Genomic DNA, 19,755 nt, shown 5'->3' with positions numbered 1-19,755 from the left:
GCCTATTTCCCTATTGATCAGCTTTCGAGAGCGAAAGCTGAGTAGTTCTTTCGTTCCAGCAGCCTTCGCCATCTGAAACAACTTCTTGAATATCTAAACCTAAGTCACTTACTTTAGTGATTACGCCATGATGCAACCCTAAGTAGTAGCCTTCCCTCACCCTATATAGCTCGCCACCTGGCGCTTCAACAAGCGCCCAAAGACTGGGCCCGTCACCTAATATGCCTCGCATGGTCAAACTAGACAGCGAAAACTGCTCTAAAGCTTGCTTAGTGCGCTCGGCGTTTGGCGCTAAGGAGCATTCTTTCTCTGTGCTTAAAGCGGTATCAGTCGCTTCGGGAGCAGGGCTAGTAAACGGATTTCTTCGTTCACTCGCCTGATAAGCAAGATGCTCAAAAGGCTTAATTTCTGGTACATCTTCTTTGACCGGAACTTTACGCGCTTTCACTTCCATTACATATTGCTGCAGATCGTCTTTTGAACCTTCACAGCCAAACAATGCAAGCAGGGTTAGTCCAATTGCTAGTGCTCTCATCATTTGCCCTCCACCGCCGGTTTTTCTTTATAGCGGTAGGTTTTGGCTAACATGGCCATACTTAATGTCCCGCCATCACCTTGTTTTTTCATGGTGATGTTATCCAAAATAACGATCCGAGGTAAGGCTGCCACAGCGCTAACAAAGGCGCCAAGCTGATGATAGCTACCACTCACTTCTAATTTAATTGGCAGTTCTGTGGAAAACTCATGCTCAACTTCAGGCTCCCAGTTAATCCGGCGGAACTCTAGCCCGTTATCAATACCAATAAAGCTAAGCTCGTCTAACAAACCTGGAATTTCATGCTTTTCTGGAAGCTGCTTAAGCAATGAGGCAAAGGCCTTTTTCATTTCCTCTACTTGCTTCTGGTACTCAGGTAGGTTACCCGCTAAAGCCGCTTTAACTTCAAATTTTTGTCGCAACTCTTGCTCTTTCGCCTCAAGCTGAACCAGCTTGGTTTTCTCATCGGCGATTTGGTAGTAATAGTACCCAGCGGTGATTAAACCACAGACTACGACGACAAAAATGATTTTAGCCAGCTTAGGCCAAGTGCCAATGCTTTCTAAGTCGAGTTCGTTAAGCTCTTGTAAATCCATTACTTAGCCTCCTTTTTATCACTAGGAAGGCCGAGGTTTACGGCGAAGTTTAGTTGGAACTTACTCAGTTCCATATCAGCTTGTTTATCCGGTAAGGCAACGATAGATCGAATGCTTGGCGTTCCTAACCACACTCGCTGTTCAATATTACGCATTAGACTTGCTACGCGGTAATTCGCTTCACTTTTACCATCTAAGTTAATTGCAGAGTCCTTAAAGGCTAAACTATCTAGGTATACGCCAGTGGGTGCAATCAAGGGCAGGTTATTGAAAATCTTAGTTGGAATATTTCGACTTTCTTGAAGCGTTTGAATAAGAGCAATACGTTCTTTAAGGCTTTGCTTCTGCTCTTTAATCTTACGAATTTCGCCAATCTGATGGTCCAAAATAGCGATTTCTTTTTCTAAGAACTGATTTCGAGCACTTTGTTTATCTTGCAAGCCTGTGTAATAGTTTTGCACCAACAACAGTGCTAACACAGTAATACCCGCAGATGAAGCTAGAGCCACCCAAAAATCGCGTTTTTGTTTGCTTTTAACCTCTTCACGCCAAGGCAGTAAGTTAATGTTAGACATTATCAAAACTCCTTAGCGCTAAGCCTAGGGCTACCATATATTTTCCGCCTTCCTGGCGAAGCCGCTCTCGATCAACTGAGCGGTCAAATAAGCAATCGTTAAATGGCTGCGCCTTTATGACTGGCAATTCTAAGTCGGTCTGCATTTGAAACACTAGCTCATCCGATAAGGCACTACCGCCACTTACTGCAATCGCATCCAGCGACTTATAACCACTTGAACTTAAAAACAATGACACCTGACGACGTACGTTTTGAATGACACCGCTAACAAACTGAGCAAAAACATCTATTTCATAGTTTTCAGGTAAGCGACCACTTACCTTCATCTCTTTGGCTTCTTCTATACTCAAACTATAGAAGCTAGCAATTTGTTGAGTATATTGCGCCCCGCCAAAGTTTTGCGCGCGGTTATATACCACCTCGCCCTTATCCAAAATAGCGAAGTTTAGTGTGGTTTCACCAATATCAACCAGACCAATGATTTTGTTCTCATCGAGTTCTTCGTCTTGTTGGTTTAATACAAAATTCCAAGCACGTCCGAGAGCATGCGACTCTACGTCGACAATTTTTGCGTCAAAATCTGCGTTTGCCAATACTTCAGCACGAATGCTTACTGCCTCAGTGCGCGCAGCACTAAGCAATACATTATTACGGTTAGGCTCACTTTCGTTAATACCTAACACTTCAAAATCAAGACTAATTTCATCAATAGGAAATGGAATTGAGTTTTCAGCTTCAAGTTCAACTTGAGTCTCTAACTCTAATTCAGACAAACTACTGTCCATGTAAATTACTTTAGTAATTACATGACTACCTGCGACTGCAGTCGCAACCTGACGGTTGCGTGAAGGGAGCTTTCGCCTTAATTCACGCAAAGATTCAGTAATCTCTTCCGGAGAAACAACTTGGTTATCAACTAATGCGCCTACCGGTGTTTCGACTTCGGCCACAGACTCAACTTTTAAACCTTTTGAGGATTTAGAAAGTAAAAGTCCTTTAATGGTGGAAGAACCAAAGTCGATCCCTAGTAGAGCAGTCGATGTTTTTTTACCTATCCCTAGTACCATGACTCGCCAACTATCTTTTTTAAATTTAAACAGTTACCTGTTGTTGCAGAATAACGGGTTATTGATTTAGGTGCTAATAGTTATTAAGAAAGTTGTCGAAACAGGTCACAATTTGACGATATAATCGGCGATTCTTTAGATACAGAGTGCAAAATTCGGAATGAAATGGCTTAAAAGACTGTTATTTTTAGTTTTCCTGGGAACAAGCTTAGGCTTAGCAGCCATCACCGCACTATATTTTTATTTTGCGCCACAACTACCAGACGTCTCTACCTTGCGCGATGTTCAATTGCAAACTCCAATGCGAGTGTTTAGTGCTGACGGGGAATTAATTTCCCAATTTGGTGAAAAAAGACGGATCCCTCTACAAATTGAAGAAGTGCCTGAACAAATGCTGCAAGCATTTCTCGCTACCGAAGATGCTCGATTCTATTCTCATCCAGGTATTGATCCGATCGGTATTACTCGCGCAGCGGTTAACTTAATTGCCACCGGAGAAAAAAGCCAAGGGGCGAGTACCATTACCCAACAGGTGGCGCGAAATTTCTTTTTAACCCGAGAAAAAACCTACATCCGAAAGATCAAAGAGATCTTTCTGGCAATAAAAATCGAACAAGAACTATCAAAAGATGAAATCTTGGCGCTTTATTTAAACAAAATTCCCTTGGGTTATCGCTCTTTTGGTGTTGGCGCAGCTGCACAGGTTTACTATGGAAAAACCGTAGACCAGCTTACCCTGCCACAAATTGCGGTAATTGCAGGCTTACCTAAAGCTCCCTCAGCATTGAACCCTATTCGCTCACCAGAAAGGGCCAAAGACCGCCGACGTGTTGTATTGGGGCGCATGTTAGAGACCGGCTACATTGATCAGGCGACTTTTGATGAAGCCAGCCAAGCGCCAATGACAGCGACTTACCATGGGGCTGAGATTACTTTAGCGGCACCATACTTAGCAGAAATGGTACGTCAGCAAATACTGCAGCAATTTGGCGAAGACGCTTATACCACCGGAATGGATGTTTACACCACAATCAGTGCCAAACGCCAAAATGCAGCGACTCTAGCACTAAGAACTAACTTAAAAAGTTATGATCAACGCCACGGGTTTCGTGGAGCGGTTAAACAGTTATGGACAACCGAACAAGCCCAATTAAGCGCTGATGAGATAGTTAAGCAACTTAGCTCTCTACCTAACTATGGAAAGCTGCGGGCTGCGGCCGTGACCAGCATTGAAGATAAACAGGCAAAGGTGATTGTAAAAGGTGGTTCTTTTGGCGTAATTGCTTGGGATGATATGAAATGGGCTCGGCGTTTCATAACTGATACTCGCCAAGGTCCAGCACCAAAGTCTGCTCAAGAAATTCTTAATGTAGGTGATGTGATTTGGGTTGAGCCACTCGCAACTCAAGTAAATAGTACTGTTGAAGTAAGCGATGTAGCCTTGAGTGACGACGCAGAACAACAAAGCGTTAGTCACTACTCACTCTCTCAATTGCCTGATGCTGGCGCAGCATTAGTTGCCATATCGCCTTTAGATGGCGCGATTGAAGCATTAGTGGGCGGCTTTAGCTTTAATCAAAGTAAATTTAACCGGGTCACTCAGGCTAGCCGCCAAGTGGGCTCAAATATAAAGCCGTTCCTTTATTCTGCAGCATTTGAGCAAGGCATGACCTTAGCGAGTTTAGAGAATGATGCCCCTATTAACCGCTGGGATAAGGCAATGGGAGTAGCATGGAGACCCAAAAACTCGCCGCCTGTATACGACGGACCAATTCGCCTAAGAGTTGCATTGGCCCAATCTAAAAACGTGGTATCAGTGCGCTTAATGCGAGACCTAGGTGTGGATACGATTATTGAGCACCTGGCAAAGTTTGGGTTTCCTAAAAACGAATTGCCACGAAACGAATCTCTGTCGCTAGGTTCAGCATCGCTAACTCCGATGCAAGTGGCTAGCGCCTATGGTTCATTTGCTAATGGGGGCTATCTAGTAAGCCCTTACTTTATTGACCGAATCGAAGACGGTGAAGGCAACATAATATTTCAACAGGTACCTAAGGTAGCCTGTGATAGTTGTTTTGAGATCATTGATAAAGCGCCAAATCTTGAAGAGCTATTGAACCAAGCCGGCGACCCGTTGAAGCAATGTGATATCTCTTTTGCTGATGAAAGCAATTTAGCACCAAGAATCATCAGTGCCGAAAACGCCTTTTTGGTGTCTCAAGCTATGAATAGCGCGGTTTGGGGCGGCGGAAGTTGGGCACATAAAACCGGTTGGAACGGCACCGGTTGGCGTGCAGCAAGAGCTTTAAAACGCCGAGATATTGCCGGCAAAACCGGTACCACCAATGATGCTAAGGATGCTTGGTTCTCTGGCTTTGGTCCCGACTTAGTGGTTACTTCTTGGATAGGCTTTGACGACTTTAACCGTGAACTTGGTGAAGCCTCTTATAATGGCAATTTAGACAAAAACCAAGTTACTGGAAAAGAGTTTGGTGCACGAACAGCCTTGCCTGCTTGGATAGATTTTATGGAAGTAGGTTTAGCAGGTGTGCCTGAACAGGCTTGGCAAGCCCCACGAAATGTTTCAACGGTTCGTATTGATCGCACAACGGGCTTACTCACTAAATCTAGTGACCATACCACCCGCTTTGAATTTTTTGAGGAAGGCACCGAGCCAACAGAATATGTAAAACAATCTGTTAACTCAGTGTTCGATAGTGAAGAAGAGCTATTTTAAGACAGCACAGAATGTTGTTGAATCAACTTAGCTAACTGGTTAAAGCAGGGACGCCGAACAGAGTTATTGCGATATAGCAAACTTATTCGGCGGCTCGGCTCAGGCGAACTAAATCTTCGATAGCAGATACCGCTTTGTTCTTCAGTATCAGGAATAGCTAACTGCGGTAGCAAGGTAATTCCCATACCCGCAGCCACCATATGACGCAAAGTCTCCAAACTAGTCGCCTTAAAGCTAGTATCTTCTTTTGCGCCGGCAGCAAAACAGTAGCCCATTGCTTGGTCGCGTAAACAGTGGCCATCTTCTAGCATTAGTACCTGCTCACCACTGAGCTCTGAAAGCTCCACCTCATTTTGCTGCTGCCATTTATGGTTAGAGGGCATAGCAAGCATTAGCGGCTCATCAAACAGATCGATGGCTCCAAAGCGATCCATTTCTGGAAGATAAGCAAGTAAGAGGCAATCTAGCTCTCCCTCTTCTAACCTTTGCAACAGTACGTTGGTCTGTTCTTCATAAAGGAAAAGTTCCATTTCGCTAAATTCTGAACGAATATGCGGGACAATCTTGGGTAACAGATAAGGAGCTACGGTAGGAATTAATCCAACATGTAGTGGCCCAGCCATCGGAGCCTGGAAGCTCTTAGCCATATCTTTAAGGCCCTTTACTTCGAGCAAGATGACTCTAGCTTTGGCTGCTAACTCATCACCAGCATGAGTGAATATCACTTTGCGCGAAGTACGTTCAATAAGCAATAAACCAAGCTCTTCTTCCAACTTAGCTATTTGCCCACTCAAGGTTGGTTGGCTAACAAAACATTTTTCAGCCGCTTTGCGAAAATGCTTCTGCTCCTGCAAAGCGACTAAATACTCCAAATCTCTTAAATTCATGACTACTCCCAAGATGAATTTCCATCTTAACTGGAAGCAAATCTAAGTGCCACGAAAGACACAAAAACAAATTGTAAGTGCTGCTTTTCAAAAACTTTGCAATTTGGCTCTCAATAAGACGAACAGTAATGCCACTTGCCGCTTATATATGATATATAAGTAAATTATCAGGAAACCCGCGTACAAGGTTGTTGCGGTCAAGGAGGAATAGATAATGGTGTGGTTAAAACACTGCTTACTGATATTAATGAGTTCTATGTTATTCGCATGTGGTGGCGACGGAAGCGTCGACTTAAGTGGTGGTGGGAATGACAGCGGAGGAGGTAACGACGGAGAAGACACCGAAACCGCAACATTAAGCATTGAGCTTTTCGATTGTAAAAATGTTCCGGAAGAACAAATACCGTCGCTATGTAACTCGACAAGCTCAATCTCTCTCGATTCACCGGCAACTGCTGTAATGCGCCTTTTAGACCAAAACGGTTCGGCTGCTGGCAACGAAATAATTAGTTTAAGTAGCGAACAAGCTACCTTAAGCTCTGCACAAGTAATTACAGATGCAAGTGGCTACGCAATAGCGACTTTATTTGCCAAGGTCGATTCAGATGCAGCAGGTACTTTAACCGCTCAAAACACTCAATTGGACGCAGAAGCTTCAGCTAATTTTAGCGTTGGCGCCTCCAATTTAGTAATGGAATTAACTAGTGCCTTGGCTGAAGATCAAACTCTCGCAGTAGACGCCACCACAACTTTCACCGTTACTATAGGTGATGGTAACGGTGGGTTATACACGACTCCGGTATCAGTTAGCTTTACATCAAGCTGTGTCGCCACTGAAACAGCTTCTATTACAGAAAGTGTCACGACAGTAAATGGTACAGCAACCGCGATTTATGAACCAAAAGGCTGTAGCGGCTCCGACACGATAACTGCCACACCAGCATTATCAGTTTTAACCTCGAAGCAAATCAGCATATCAATTGCGGAGACTAAAGCTAGCAGCATTGCTTTTGTAAGTGCATTGCCAACTACGATTTATTTAGATGAGTCAGTTGGTACAAAAATCTCGGTACTTACATTTAAAGTACTAGATAAGACGGGTAACCCAAAATCAGGTCAAACGGTAGATTTTGAAGCTGATGCAAGCTTATTTGGTTTGAGCTTAAGCCCTACTAGTGGTGAATCAAATGCCAGTGGTGAGGTAGTGACGCGAGTCACGAGTGGCACAATGCCTGGCTCAGTAGTGGTAACGGCAAGCTTCACCGACGAAAATGATGCAGAAATATCTGCTGTATCTAATTCGTTAAATATACACACTGGTACTCCTTCGCAATCCTCTATGTCCCTATCAGCATCAACTTTGAGCTTAGAAGCTTGGAATGTTGATGGTGTAGTTAGTGATTTAACACTAAGGGTGAGTGATGAAAACAAGAACCCAGTTCCGAATGATACTAGCGTAACGTTCACCGCAGAAGGCGGGCAAGTAACAGGTTCTTGTCGAACAACGGGTCAAGATAGCAATAGCGGATGTAATGTTACGTGGGTGAGCCAAAATGATAGACCTAAAGGGCACATTTACGATCTTCCCGCTGGTGTTTGTACTGCTCCAGGCATTATTCCAATAGATGTGACAAATACTCAAGGTACTAACTATTACGGTGTAGGACGAGCCACAGTACTTGCTTACACTTTAGGTCAAGAAGTATTTGCTGACGTAAATGGTAACCGCGTATTTGATACTAGAGAGACATACTCTGAGCTAGGTGAAGCGTGGGTAGATGCCAACGAAGATGGCATCTATAACTCTACCGGCGTATTCAACCATGACTCTGACAATGTGAATGAAGCCTACAACGACTATAACGAAAATGGCGGCTATGACACTACCACAGGAGTCTGGAATAGCAATGACCCAGTAGATGCTGTGGCAGCTACTTTCAACGGATTACTCTGTACAAAAGAAAATGAAACTGCAGGAAACTGTAGCCGAGACCTAGTAGAGATAAGGGACCAACTAACTTTAGTTATGGCTACTTCAGAAGCAAATATCCTTCTAACTCACTTCGCTGGTACAGGCGTTGGATATCAACTTGATGAAGTATTGACCCAGACAACGATATCTGTTGTTGATGCCTCCACTGCATCTGCTGGTGAAATAGCTACAATTAATGGCAAGGACTATGAGGTAACCTTCGTAGACACAATAAGCAACACAATAGTGTTAAAAGGTGGCTTATACAACACATTGGCATTGGGAGAGACTATCTTTATTGCTAGTGGAAATCTTGAAGTAGATGGTTTTAGCTTTAATAACTCTACAGAACTGTCTGTTAGCGGCGGCACCGGAACAATCATAACCGGAGACATGATTGATATCGATGGTGAAACATACATAGTAAGGTACGGTACCTCTGGAGACGGTAGCATCGAGATCGCTGGCGGTTTCAAGCATTCAACACCAGTTAACTCAACTATTACGCTACAGGCTAATAGAGCGGTATCGAGTGTAGACTTAACGGTACTTCCATACCATTCTCTAGCTGTCACCATTCAAGACTTAAATGGTAATCAAATGCCCGCCGATACAGAAGTGTCTATTTCTACGGCTAATGGCTCAGTTTCCGGAGCTCTAAGTTATAACATTGCCGATGGAACAAGGCTCTGTGATGTTCATTTCATCACTGTTGAGCCTGAATCCAGCGCGAATAACAAAACAGTTGGCTCGTTAACCGTCAGTGTAACTAGCCCTGGTGGTGTCGAGACCATTTCTGGTCTCACTGTGTTTGATGGAAGCTAAAGATTTATACTGACTACAAAGCTCACTTCGGTGAGCTTTTTTATTGCACTAATTCAAATCAATCATCAACACCACTTAACTAATCCTTGAATCACCTACAGCTTTAAGCTACTAACCTAAGATTGTTAAATTGGCTAGAGTAAAATGTTTATTTACTAAAATATGATTTATAAGAACACTTTTAGGTTAGGAGCCGTGAGAGTTTTTAAGTTTGATTTAGTTTGCCAGAAAAAGGAAACAAAAAAGGCCGCTTACGCGACCTTTTTCTTGCTGTGCTACTCTTCTTATTCGAAGATTTTAGCTACAACACCCGCACCTACTGTACGGCCACCTTCACGGATTGCGAAGCGTAAACCTTCGTCCATCGCGATTGGGCAAATTAGCTCTACAACAAATTTCAAGTTGTCGCCTGGCATTACCATTTCTACGCCTTCTGGTAACTCTACAGAACCAGTTACGTCAGTTGTACGGAAGTAGAACTGTGGACGGTAGCCTTTGAAGAATGGCGTGTGACGGCCACCTTCGTCTTTGCTTAGTACGTATACTTCAGCTTCGAACTTGGTGTGTGGAGTAATTGAACCAGGAGCAGCCAATACTTGACCACGCTGTACTTCGTCACGCTTAGTACCACGTAGAAGAATACCACAGTTCTCACCAGCACGACCTTCGTCTAGAAGCTTGCGGAACATTTCTACACCAGTACAAGTTGTCTTAGTAGTCTCTTTAACACCTACGATTTCAATTTCTTCTGAAACCTTGATGATACCGCGCTCTACACGACCTGTTACTACCGTACCACGACCTGAAATTGAGAATACATCTTCAATTGGTAGTAGGAATGGCTTGTCGATGTCACGCTCTGGCTCTGGGATGTAAGTATCTAGCGCTTCTGCTAGTTCTACAATTTTAGCTTCCCATTGCTCTTCGCCTTCTAGGGCTTTAAGCGCTGAACCTTGGATTACTGGAATGTCATCACCTGGGAATTCGTATTCAGATAGAAGTTCACGTACTTCCATTTCTACTAATTCTAGAAGCTCTTCGTCGTCTACCATGTCACATTTGTTCATGAATACGATGATGTAAGGTACACCAACCTGACGAGAAAGTAGGATGTGCTCACGTGTTTGTGGCATTGGGCCATCTGTAGATGCTACTACTAGGATAGCGCCGTCCATCTGTGCTGCACCGGTGATCATGTTTTTAACGTAATCGGCGTGTCCAGGACAGTCTACGTGTGCGTAGTGACGAGTTGGAGTGTCGTACTCTACGTGTGAAGTAGAAATGGTGATACCGCGCTCGCGCTCTTCTGGAGCGTTATCGATTGCTGCGAAATCTTTAGCTTCACCACCGTATACTTTTGCAAGTACGTTGGTAATAGCTGCTGTTAGAGTTGTTTTACCGTGGTCAACGTGGCCAATTGTACCAACGTTTACGTGCGGTTTTGAACGTTCAAATTTTTCTTTAGACACGATATGTACCTTCTTTTCCATTCCAATCTGCCTCACCCGAGACAGACCAATCATAGTTGAATTAGTTTATTTTGCTTCAACAATAGCATCAGCAACATTTTTCGGCGCTTCGTTGTACTCTAGGAATTCCATAGAGTAAGAGGCTCGCCCCTGAGTTGCCGAACGTAGATCTGTAGCATAGCCGAACATTGCAGACAGCGGCACTTTAGACTTAACAATCTTTAAGCCCGCAGCCCCATCGTCCATGCCTTCAATTATGCCACGACGACGATTCAAGTCACCCACTACATCACCCATCCAATCTTCAGGGGTTGTAACTTCTACTTTCATCATCGGCTCGAGCAGTACTGGATCAGCGTCCAATGCACCTTTCTTAAAGCCCATTGCACCGGCAATTTTAAACGCCATTTCGTTAGAGTCAACATCGTGGAATGATCCATCGAATAAGGTGACCTTAACATCAAGTAGCGGATAGCCAGCCAATACACCCTGATCCATCTGTTCTTTACAGCCTTTATCAACAGCTGGGATGTATTCTTTTGGAACAACACCACCGACGATTTCGTTGACAAATTCGTAACCAGCACCTGGCTCTAGAGGTTCCATACGCAACCAAACATGACCGTATTGACCACGACCACCCGATTGACGTACAAACTTTCCTTCCACTTCAACTTGCTTGCGAATTGCTTCGCGATAAGCAACTTGAGGTTTACCTACATTACAATCAACGCTAAATTCGCGCTTCATGCGATCTACGATGATATCTAAGTGTAACTCACCCATACCAGAGATAAGGGTTTGTCCAGATTCTTCGTTAGTTTCTACGCGGAACGATGGGTCCTCAGCAGCCAACTTACCTAAAGCTACGCCCATTTTTTCTTGGTCAGCTTTGGTTCGAGGCTCTACGGCAATCTGAATTACCGGCTCAGGGAATTCCATACGCTCAAGAATCACTTTACGATTCATATCACATAAAGTGTCACCCGTGGTTACGTCTTTAAGACCAATCGCAGCGGCGATATCACCAGCACGAACTTCTTTGATCTCTTTACGATCGTTTGAGTGCATTTGCACCATACGACCTAAACGTTCACGTTTTTGTTTAACCGAGTTATACACCGCAGTGCCGGTTTCAACCGTCCCCGAATAAACACGCATAAAGGTAAGTGTACCCACAAATGGGTCGGTGGCAATTTTAAACGCAAGTGCCGCAAACGGCGCGTCGTCATCTGCCGGACAAGCAACTTCATTGTCCTTTTCGTCTGTACCTTTAATTGCTTCAACGTGGTTTGGAGCAGGCAAGTATTCTACAACCGCGTCAAGCACTGCTTGAACACCTTTGTTTTTAAATGCACTACCACAAGTCGCTAGCACGATCTCATTGTTTAGGGTGCGCTTACGCAAACCAAACTTAATCTCGGCTTCAGTCAACTCGCCTTCTTCAAGATATTTGTCCATTAATTCATCGGTAGCTTCTGCAGCAGCTTCAACGAGTTCTTCGTGTAAAACCTCTGCACGCTCTACCAAATGAGCAGGAATATCTTCGTAATTGAAGGTGGTACCTTGGTCTGCTTCGTTCCAGTTAATGGCCTTCATTTTGATCAGGTCAATAACACCAACAAATTCGTCCTCAGCGCCTATGTTCAACTGAATAGGTACACAGTTGGCACCTAAGCGATCACGGATTTGATCAATTACTCGTTCAAAGTCTGCACCAGCTCTATCCATTTTGTTCACGAATACCATTCGAGGAACAGAATATTTGTCAGCTTGGCGCCACACTGTTTCTGATTGAGGTTCAACACCAGATGAACCACAAAATACAACAACTGCACCATCTAATACACGCAATGAACGTTCAACTTCAATAGTAAAGTCAACGTGTCCAGGGGTATCGATGATATTAATACGGTGTTCGTCGTACTGGGCGTTCATACCACGCCAAAAGGTGGTAGTAGCCGCAGAGGTGATGGTAATACCGCGCTCTTGTTCTTGCTCCATCCAGTCCATGGTGGCTGCGCCATCATGCACCTCACCTATTTTGTGAGATAGACCGGTGTAGAAAAGGACACGTTCTGTAGTTGTTGTTTTGCCAGCGTCAACATGAGCAACAATACCAATGTTACGGTAGCGCTCAATTGGAGTTGTACGAGCCATTGTTATCCTCTTGCTAAGGAGTAATCCTTAGTCTCACATAGAAAGTAGCGCAGCTGCTAAGCAGCTGCGCTACCAATTACCAGCGGTAATGTGCAAACGCTTTGTTTGCGTCGGCCATACGGTGAACGTCTTCACGTTTCTTAACCGCAGAACCTTTGTTTTCAGCTGCGTCTAGGATTTCACCCGCTAGACGTAAAGCCATAGATTTTTCACCACGTTTACGTGCTGCATCTACCATCCAACGCATACCTAGAGTGTTACGACGTACTGGACGTACTTCAACAGGTACTTGGTAAGTAGAACCACCTACACGGCGAGATTTAACCTCTACCGATGGGCGCACGTTTTCAAGAGCAACTTCAAAAATTTCTTGGTGAGACTTGCCTGATTTATCAGCAGCAGCGTCTAATGCACCATATACAATCTTTTCTGAAATTGATTTTTTACCATCAACCATTACTACGTTGATGAACTTAGCCAGTAGTTCTGATCCGAACTTAGGATCTGGCAAGATTTTGCGTTGACCGATCACTCGACGTCTTGGCATTTTAATATCTCCGGTTTGCTTCAGGTTTCCCCAAAACGAATTTTAAAAAAATTTCGCTATAACTAAATGTTTGGCCTTACTTAACGGAGAGCCGTTATGACTTAGGACGTTTAGCGCCGTACTTTGAACGTCCTTGACGACGATCACTTACGCCAGCACAGTCTAACGCGCCGCGTACGGTGTGATAACGCACACCTGGTAAATCTTTAACACGACCACCGCGAATCAAAATTACGCTGTGCTCTTGTAGGTTGTGACCTTCACCACCGATGTAAGAAGTCACTTCGAATCCGTTAGTTAAACGAACACGAGCTACTTTACGTAGTGCTGAGTTTGGTTTCTTTGGTGTGGTGGTATATACACGAGTACATACACCACGACGTTGTGGACACGCAGCTAGTGCTGGTACGTTGCTTTTAGCAACCTTACTTGCACGTGGCTTGCGAACCAACTGGTTAATCGTTGCCATTCGAAATAGCTCCTGAAATTACATTTAAACATGTGAAAAAATCTCCCCCAATTTTGGGGAGGCGAAATTTTATGCGCTTGCAGGTAAAGAGTCAAGGCTTGCAATGATCACAAGCTTGATATTTTTGATGAATGGGAGCTGAGTTACCAAGTCATAGAGGGCGTGTGCTGTTCGGTTAACATTACCAAATCTTGGTAATCGATCAGTACGCTATCGCAGACTTCAATACCCCGAGCCCTCACATCGGCACTTAACACAGAGACTCTAGCGCTTTGTGCAAGTACCGTTAAACGCGTGTCATCACGCAGCCATGAGTAAACAGCATCTTCGATGAGTACTAGATGCCCACCGTTTTCAAGCTGAGCAAGGCAGCGTTCGTAAGGGTCACTTGCATAAGGATGTCGCATAATATGTAGCATGCTAAAATCTCAATATTGCATGAGCATGACAGCATTCTGAATAGAACTGTTTTGCTTGTTTAACTCTAACGCTAATAGCAAGTTGTTCTAAAGAAAGGCCACGTTCTTTTAATGATTGTTGATCAACGTAGATCTCTTCAACGTCGTAAAGATCCAACAAACCATAGGTAGGAAGCACATCTCGTTGCTTAATGTTAGTGGGGTTTTGCCCCTTCAATAACTGATAAACCCCATCGCCCTCAAAATAGGCGACAATATCTTCCGATACGGCAGAGGCAGCAAGTGCAGCATCCAGTGTTTCTCGTGCTAAAGAGTTGCCGTGTGGTGCGCGACTAAATACAAACACTAATGATTTGCTCATAGATGCACCACTCTATCGCTACTTAACATCGCAGTAGCCATTTCTGCTAAACCAGACATATTAAACTCGTTGTGCATATTCGCCGGCAAATGGTTTACTGCTGCTTCTTCCTCGCTAATAATTCCTCTGCGGTAGGCTGCTGCACTGCATACAAGAAGCGAACAGGCCGATGCTTTTTTTATATCGAGCCAGTGCTGATGAATATTTACTTCATCACTTGCAGGTAGAGATGTAGACAGGCCATTACTCACCCCATCTAGATAAAAGAACACCGTTTTTATCTGATGGCCGGCTTCAAGCAAAGCCTTGGTAAAGTTAAGTGCCGAAGCACTTCCTTGCTTGCCGTACAAGGGGCTAGTAACAACGAGAGTGTAGGTAAGGCTCATAAACTACTTAATATGCGCAATAGCTTCTACTTCTACCAACACATCTTTAGGTAAACGCGCTACTTCTACACAAGAGCGAGCAGGTGCACTTTCTGGGAAGTAACTCGCGTAAACATCGTTAAAAGCAACAAAATTAGCCATATCGCTTAGAAAGCAGGTAGTTTTAAACACTGTTGAAGCATCGGCGCCAGCAGCAGCTAATACCGCCATTAGATTCTCCATTACTTGTTTTGTTTGCTCGCTTATTCCACCGTCCACGATTTCCATCGACTCAGGGTCTAACGGGATTTGCCCTGAAGTAAAGACCAACTCATCAATTTTAGTTGCTTGAGAATATGGGCCGATTGCAGCTGGAGCCGCCTCTGTAGATACAATTTGTTTGCTCATAAAATGCTCTAGATTTTGTTGTTTTTAAAAATGGAGTCTGTGACGAACGCCAACACTTGTCAAATATTTTGCAGAGAGATAACTAAACCGCAGACATTAAAAAAGGCAGCCAATGGCTGCCTTTTTATCTTAGTAGAGTCAGTTACTACTCTGTTTCGCTACCAGGGGCTGCATTTAGTAGAGCTGCTAAGTTATCAGCTGCTTCATCTGCAGTTATTGGAGCTGGCGCTTCTGTTTGATTGCGACGATTCTCGTGGTAGGCATAACCAGTACCAGCAGGAATCAAGCGACCGACAATAACGTTCTCTTTAAGACCGCGTAGCTCGTCCTGTTTACCACCCACTGCTGCTTCGGTAAGCACGCGAGTAGTTTCTTGGAACGAAGCCGCAGAAATAAACGACTCTGTAGATAGTGACGCCTTAGTAATACCTAGTAACTCACGACGGTATACCGCAGGGCGTTTGCCTTCTGCTTCTAATTGACGATTCTCAATATTCACACGGGCAACTTCAGCTTGCTCACCTAGCAAGAAGCTAGAATCACCAGCATCTAGAATCAAACACTTACGAAGCATTTGACGCACGATAGTTTCAATGTGTTTATCGTTAATCTTCACACCTTGTAAACGGTATACGTCTTGTACTTCGTTTACGATGTAGTTAGAAACAGGGCTAATGCCACGCAAACGTAAGATGTCATGTGGTGATTCTGGACCATCGGCAATTACTTCACCTTTAGCCACTTTCTCACCTTCAAACACGTTTAGGTTACGCCACTTAGGAATCATTTCTTCGTAAGCATCGCCTTCAGCAGGAGTAATCACCAAGCGGCGCTTACCTTTGGTTTCTTTACCGAAACTAATAGTACCGGTAATTTCTGCCAAAATAGCTGGCTCTTTAGGCTGACGAGCTTCGAACAAGTCGGCTACGCGAGGTAGACCACCGGTAATATCTTTAGTACCGCTTGATTCTTGTGGGATACGAGCAATTGCATCACCAACACCCACTTCAGCATTATCTTCTAAGTTTACAATCGCTTTTGCAGACAAGAAGTACTGAGCAGGAATATCGGTACCGGCAATAAGTACGTCGTTACCAGAACCGTCTACCAATTTCACCATTGGACGCATTTCTTTACCAGCGCCAGGGCGCTCGTTAGGGTCCATAACGTGAATACTAGAAAGACCAGTTAGTTCATCAGTTTGACGGCTAACAGTTACGCCTTCAACCATGTCGATGAACTTAACGCGCCCCGGTACTTCAGTAATAATTGGGTGTGTATGTGGGTCCCAGTTAGCAACTGTGTCGCCAGAGGTAACCGCACCACCGTCAACTACTTCAAGTATTGCACCGTATTGAAGTTTGTGGCTTTCTTTGGTTTGACCCATTTCATCAATAATGGTCAATTCAGTAGAACGAGAGGTTACAACTAACTTGCCTTCGCTGTTAGTTACTACTTTAGCGTTGTGTAGCTTAATAGTACCTGCGTTCTTAACTTGAATGCTGTTTTCTGCAGCCGCACGCGATGCCGCACCACCAATGTGGAAGGTACGCATGGTAAGCTGTGTACCAGGCTCACCAATTGATTGAGCAGCAACTACACCAACCGCTTCACCGCGACCAACCAAGTGGCCTCGAGCTAGGTCACGACCATAACAAAGAGCACAAACACCAAAGTCGTTAGCACAGCTAATTACTGAGCGTACTTTAACGGTATCCACTGAGTTCTCTTCAAGAAGGTCACACAGTTTCTCGTCAAGTAGTGTTTTGTCTTTAAGCAGTACTTCGTTCTCAGTACCAGGCTTAATTACATCGCCTACTAGAACACGACCAAGAACACGCTCACGTAATGGCTCAACAACATCACCACCCTCAATGTGAGGCGTCATGATAATACCGTCTTCTGTACCACAGTCAGTTTCGGTAACAACCAAATCCTGTGCAACATCTACTAGACGACGTGTTAAGTAACCAGAGTTAGCAGTCTTCAATGCGGTATCGGCCAAACCTTTACGCGCACCGTGGGTTGAGATGAAGTACTGAAGTACGTTCAAACCTTCACGGAAGTTAGCCACAATCGGGGTTTCGATAATCGAACCATCCGGTTTAGCCATCAAGCCACGCATACCAGCTAGCTGACGAATCTGTGCAGCACTACCACGTGCGCCAGAGTCGGCCATCATAAAGATGCTGTTGAACGAGTCTTGACTCTCTTCTTCGCCATCTTTGTTGATTACTGTTTCAGTAGACAAGTTGTCCATCATCGCTTTCGATACTTTTTCGTTAGCCGAAGCCCAAATATCGATTACTTTGTTGTAACGCTCGCCCGCGGTTACCAAACCAGCTAGGAACTGCTCTTGAATTTCGCTTACTTCGTCACTGGCTTCTTCCACGATGTCTTTCTTAGCATCAGGGATAACCATGTCGTTAATACCTACAGAGGCACCAGACAAGGTTGCATAATGGAAACCGGTGTACATTAATTGGTCAGCAAAAATAACTGAGTGCTTAAGACCTAGTTTACGGTAACAGGTGTTTAGCAATCCTGAGATTTGCTTCTTACCCATTGACTGGTTAACTAAATCAAATGGCAAACCTTTAGGTACAATTAACCATAAGATGGCACGACCAATGGTAGTTTGCTTAATCTCAGTTTTTTCGATTTTAGAGCCGTCTTCAGCTACAACAACCTCAGTAATACGTACGTTTACACGTGCGTGAATACTCGCTTGTTTAGCACGGTATAACTTTTCGGCCTCTTTAGGGCCAGAAAGGTACATACCTTCACCTTCAGCATTAACACGTTCACGAGTCATGTAGTACAGACCCAATACAACGTCTTGCGAAGGAACGATAATAGGCTCACCGTTAGCAGGTGATAGTACGTTGTTGGTCGACATCATCAACGAACGTGCTTCTAACTGTGCTTCTAAGGTTAACGGTACGTGTACCGCCATTTGGTCACCATCGAAGTCGGCGTTATAAGCCGCACACACTAGCGGGTGTAATTGAATTGCTTTACCTTCAATTAGCACAGGCTCAAAGGCTTGAATACCCAAACGGTGCAAGGTTGGTGCACGGTTAAGTAATACTGGGTGTTCGCGGATAACTTCTTCAAGAATATCCCACACTTCACCGCCTTCGCGCTCAACCATTTTCTTAGCAGCTTTAATCGTAGTCGCAAGACCACGCAACTCTAGCTTGCCGTAAATGAATGGTTTGAATAGCTCAAGTGCCATTTTCTTAGGAAGACCACACTGGTGTAGACGCAGTGTTGGACCAACGGTAATTACCGAACGACCTGAGTAATCTACACGCTTACCTAGCAAGTTCTGACGGAAACGACCTTGCTTACCTTTGATCATATCGGCCAAAGATTTAAGCGGACGCTTGTTAGAACCAGTAATAGCGCGACCACGACGACCATTGTCTAACAAGGCATCTACTGCTTCTTGCAGCATACGCTTTTCGTTACGCACAATGATGTCTGGAGCAGCTAGGTCTAATAGACGCTTCAAACGGTTGTTACGGTTGATTACACGACGGTATAAATCGTTCAAATCAGACGTAGCAAAACGGCCGCCATCTAGTGGTACTAGTGGGCGTAAATCTGGTGGAAGAACCGGTAATACGGTCATAATCATCCACTCAGGTTTGTTACCTGAATCGCGGAACGCTTCCATAAGCTTAAGACGCTTAGTGGTCTTCTTACGTTTAGTTTCAGAGTTAGTAGTTTGTAACTCTTCGCGCATTACTTCGATTTCTTGGTCAAGCTCTAAATGACGCAATAAAGCTAATACAGCTTCAGCCCCCATTTTAGCTTCAAACTCGTCACCGTACTCTTCAAGTGAATCCAAGTAAGTTTCTTCGGTAAGCATTTGACCGCGCTCTAAGCTGGTCATGCCAGGCTCAGTCACAACAAATGATTCGAAGTAAAGAACTCGTTCAATATCACGTAAAGTCATATCTAGTAATAAACCAATACGCGATGGTAGTGATTTTAAGAACCAGATGTGCGCTACAGGAGAAGCTAATTCGATGTGACCCATACGATCACGACGAACTTTAGATTGGGTAACTTCTACGCCACACTTCTCACAAATAACACCACGGTGTTTCAAACGTTTGTATTTACCACACAAACATTCGTAATCTTTTACTGGACCGAAAATGCGGGCACAGAATAAACCGTCACGTTCAGGCTTAAAAGTTCGATAGTTAATCGTCTCTGGTTTCTTCACCTCACCAAACGACCAACTGCGGATCTGGTCTGGTGAAGCTAGGCCAATTTTAATGCCTTCAAACTCTTCGGTCTTGCTTTGTTGCTTAAGAAACTTAAGTAAATCTTTCACGTTTCTCTCC

At 44.2% G+C, this 19,755-nt stretch carries 16 protein-coding genes; 2 read left to right on the top strand and 14 right to left on the bottom strand.

Annotation, left to right across the window (positions count from 1 at the left end):
- Positions 1-10: 10 nt before the first annotated feature.
- Genes LQZ07_RS03925 through pilM form a run of 4 tightly spaced genes read right to left on the bottom strand, consistent with a single transcriptional unit; the run spans position 11 to position 2,775 of the window.
- Positions 11-538: a pilus assembly protein PilP gene (locus LQZ07_RS03925; protein WP_152783461.1), complete on the bottom strand. Its 528-nt coding sequence runs from the start codon at positions 536-538 to the stop codon at positions 11-13.
- A complete protein-coding gene (locus tag LQZ07_RS03920; RefSeq protein WP_152783459.1) occupies positions 535-1,131 on the bottom strand; it encodes a type 4a pilus biogenesis protein PilO in 597 nt (198 codons plus the stop codon). Before LQZ07_RS03920 ends, LQZ07_RS03925 begins: the two co-directional genes overlap by 4 nt.
- A complete protein-coding gene (locus tag LQZ07_RS03915) occupies positions 1,131-1,706 on the bottom strand; it encodes a PilN domain-containing protein (RefSeq protein WP_152783456.1) in 576 nt (191 codons plus the stop codon). Before LQZ07_RS03915 ends, LQZ07_RS03920 begins: the two co-directional genes overlap by 1 nt.
- Positions 1,699-2,775: a type IV pilus assembly protein PilM gene (gene pilM, locus LQZ07_RS03910; protein ID WP_152783454.1), complete on the bottom strand. Its 1,077-nt coding sequence runs from the start codon at positions 2,773-2,775 to the stop codon at positions 1,699-1,701. Before pilM ends, LQZ07_RS03915 begins: the two co-directional genes overlap by 8 nt.
- Positions 2,776-2,935: 160 nt before the next feature.
- On the opposite strand from pilM, the gene LQZ07_RS03905 reads away from it, so the two are divergent.
- Positions 2,936-5,512 (top strand): penicillin-binding protein 1A, encoded by a 2,577-nt coding sequence (locus LQZ07_RS03905; protein ID WP_152783453.1) that lies wholly within the window; start codon positions 2,936-2,938, stop codon positions 5,510-5,512.
- Here LQZ07_RS03905 and oxyR read toward each other — a convergent pair.
- On the bottom strand, positions 5,509-6,399 hold the full coding sequence (oxyR, locus tag LQZ07_RS03900) for a DNA-binding transcriptional regulator OxyR (RefSeq protein WP_152783451.1): 891 nt from the start codon (positions 6,397-6,399) through the stop codon (positions 5,509-5,511). The two genes, LQZ07_RS03905 and oxyR, sit on opposite strands and share 4 nt — an antisense overlap.
- 214 nt (positions 6,400-6,613) lie before the next feature.
- On the opposite strand from oxyR, the gene LQZ07_RS03895 reads away from it, so the two are divergent.
- Positions 6,614-9,196: an Ig-like domain-containing protein gene (locus LQZ07_RS03895; protein WP_152783449.1), complete on the top strand. Its 2,583-nt coding sequence runs from the start codon at positions 6,614-6,616 to the stop codon at positions 9,194-9,196.
- A 284-nt stretch (positions 9,197-9,480) separates the two neighbouring features.
- On the opposite strand, the gene tuf is transcribed toward LQZ07_RS03895, so the two are convergent.
- The 9 genes from tuf to rpoC form a co-directional block, all read right to left on the bottom strand.
- Positions 9,481-10,665, bottom strand: a complete 1,185-nt coding sequence (gene tuf, locus LQZ07_RS03890) for an elongation factor Tu (protein ID WP_152783434.1) — start codon at positions 10,663-10,665, stop codon at positions 9,481-9,483.
- Positions 10,666-10,731: 66 nt separating this feature from the next.
- Complete coding sequence (gene fusA, locus LQZ07_RS03885) at positions 10,732-12,825, bottom strand: elongation factor G (protein WP_152783445.1); 2,094 nt, start codon at positions 12,823-12,825, stop codon at positions 10,732-10,734.
- Between the two features lie 76 nt (positions 12,826-12,901).
- Entirely contained in the window at positions 12,902-13,372 is a 471-nt protein-coding gene (gene rpsG, locus LQZ07_RS03880; protein ID WP_016404064.1) for a 30S ribosomal protein S7, read from the bottom strand.
- A gap of 94 nt (positions 13,373-13,466) precedes the next feature.
- Complete coding sequence (gene rpsL, locus LQZ07_RS03875; protein ID WP_016404065.1) at positions 13,467-13,841, bottom strand: 30S ribosomal protein S12; 375 nt, start codon at positions 13,839-13,841, stop codon at positions 13,467-13,469.
- A gap of 143 nt (positions 13,842-13,984) precedes the next feature.
- Positions 13,985-14,260: a sulfurtransferase complex subunit TusB gene (tusB, locus tag LQZ07_RS03870; RefSeq protein ID WP_040307734.1), complete on the bottom strand. Its 276-nt coding sequence runs from the start codon at positions 14,258-14,260 to the stop codon at positions 13,985-13,987.
- A gap of 1 nt (position 14,261) precedes the next feature.
- Positions 14,262-14,621, bottom strand: coding sequence for a sulfurtransferase complex subunit TusC (gene tusC / locus LQZ07_RS03865; RefSeq protein WP_152783443.1), 360 nt, complete (start codon positions 14,619-14,621; stop codon positions 14,262-14,264).
- Positions 14,618-15,007: a sulfurtransferase complex subunit TusD gene (tusD, locus tag LQZ07_RS03860; RefSeq protein WP_152783441.1), complete on the bottom strand. Its 390-nt coding sequence runs from the start codon at positions 15,005-15,007 to the stop codon at positions 14,618-14,620. The genes tusC and tusD overlap by 4 nt, the downstream gene beginning before the upstream one ends.
- A gap of 3 nt (positions 15,008-15,010) precedes the next feature.
- Complete coding sequence (locus LQZ07_RS03855; RefSeq protein ID WP_152783439.1) at positions 15,011-15,394, bottom strand: RidA family protein; 384 nt, start codon at positions 15,392-15,394, stop codon at positions 15,011-15,013.
- A gap of 145 nt (positions 15,395-15,539) precedes the next feature.
- Positions 15,540-19,745: a DNA-directed RNA polymerase subunit beta' gene (gene rpoC, locus LQZ07_RS03850; RefSeq protein ID WP_249483506.1), complete on the bottom strand. Its 4,206-nt coding sequence runs from the start codon at positions 19,743-19,745 to the stop codon at positions 15,540-15,542.
- Between the last annotated feature and the right edge of the window lie 10 nt (positions 19,746-19,755).

The sequence above is a fragment of the Agarivorans sp. B2Z047 genome (assembly GCF_023373605.1).
Lineage (GTDB): Bacteria > Pseudomonadota > Gammaproteobacteria > Enterobacterales > Celerinatantimonadaceae > Agarivorans > Agarivorans albus.
The sequence above is the reverse complement of the archived record's forward strand: the minus strand, read 5'-3'. Positions and strand labels throughout refer to the sequence as shown.

Excerpts from the sequence above, each read along its gene's own strand:
- LQZ07_RS03925 (WP_152783461.1), bottom strand. The coding sequence starts at position 538 with ATGATGAGAGCACTAGCAATTGGACTAACCCTGCTTGCATTGTTTGGC.
- LQZ07_RS03920 (WP_152783459.1), bottom strand. The coding sequence starts at position 1,131 with ATGGATTTACAAGAGCTTAACGAACTCGACTTAGAAAGCATTGGCACT.
- LQZ07_RS03915 (WP_152783456.1), bottom strand. The coding sequence starts at position 1,706 with ATGTCTAACATTAACTTACTGCCTTGGCGTGAAGAGGTTAAAAGCAAA.
- pilM (WP_152783454.1), bottom strand. The coding sequence starts at position 2,775 with ATGGTACTAGGGATAGGTAAAAAAACATCGACTGCTCTACTAGGGATC.
- LQZ07_RS03905 (WP_152783453.1), top strand. The coding sequence starts at position 2,936 with ATGAAATGGCTTAAAAGACTGTTATTTTTAGTTTTCCTGGGAACAAGC.
- oxyR (WP_152783451.1), bottom strand. The coding sequence starts at position 6,399 with ATGAATTTAAGAGATTTGGAGTATTTAGTCGCTTTGCAGGAGCAGAAG.
- LQZ07_RS03895 (WP_152783449.1), top strand. The coding sequence starts at position 6,614 with ATGGTGTGGTTAAAACACTGCTTACTGATATTAATGAGTTCTATGTTA.
- fusA (WP_152783445.1), bottom strand. The coding sequence starts at position 12,825 with ATGGCTCGTACAACTCCAATTGAGCGCTACCGTAACATTGGTATTGTT.
- rpsG (WP_016404064.1), bottom strand. The coding sequence starts at position 13,372 with ATGCCAAGACGTCGAGTGATCGGTCAACGCAAAATCTTGCCAGATCCT.
- rpsL (WP_016404065.1), bottom strand. The coding sequence starts at position 13,841 with ATGGCAACGATTAACCAGTTGGTTCGCAAGCCACGTGCAAGTAAGGTT.
- tusB (WP_040307734.1), bottom strand. The coding sequence starts at position 14,260 with ATGCTACATATTATGCGACATCCTTATGCAAGTGACCCTTACGAACGC.
- tusC (WP_152783443.1), bottom strand. The coding sequence starts at position 14,621 with ATGAGCAAATCATTAGTGTTTGTATTTAGTCGCGCACCACACGGCAAC.
- tusD (WP_152783441.1), bottom strand. The coding sequence starts at position 15,007 with ATGAGCCTTACCTACACTCTCGTTGTTACTAGCCCCTTGTACGGCAAG.
- LQZ07_RS03855 (WP_152783439.1), bottom strand. The coding sequence starts at position 15,394 with ATGAGCAAACAAATTGTATCTACAGAGGCGGCTCCAGCTGCAATCGGC.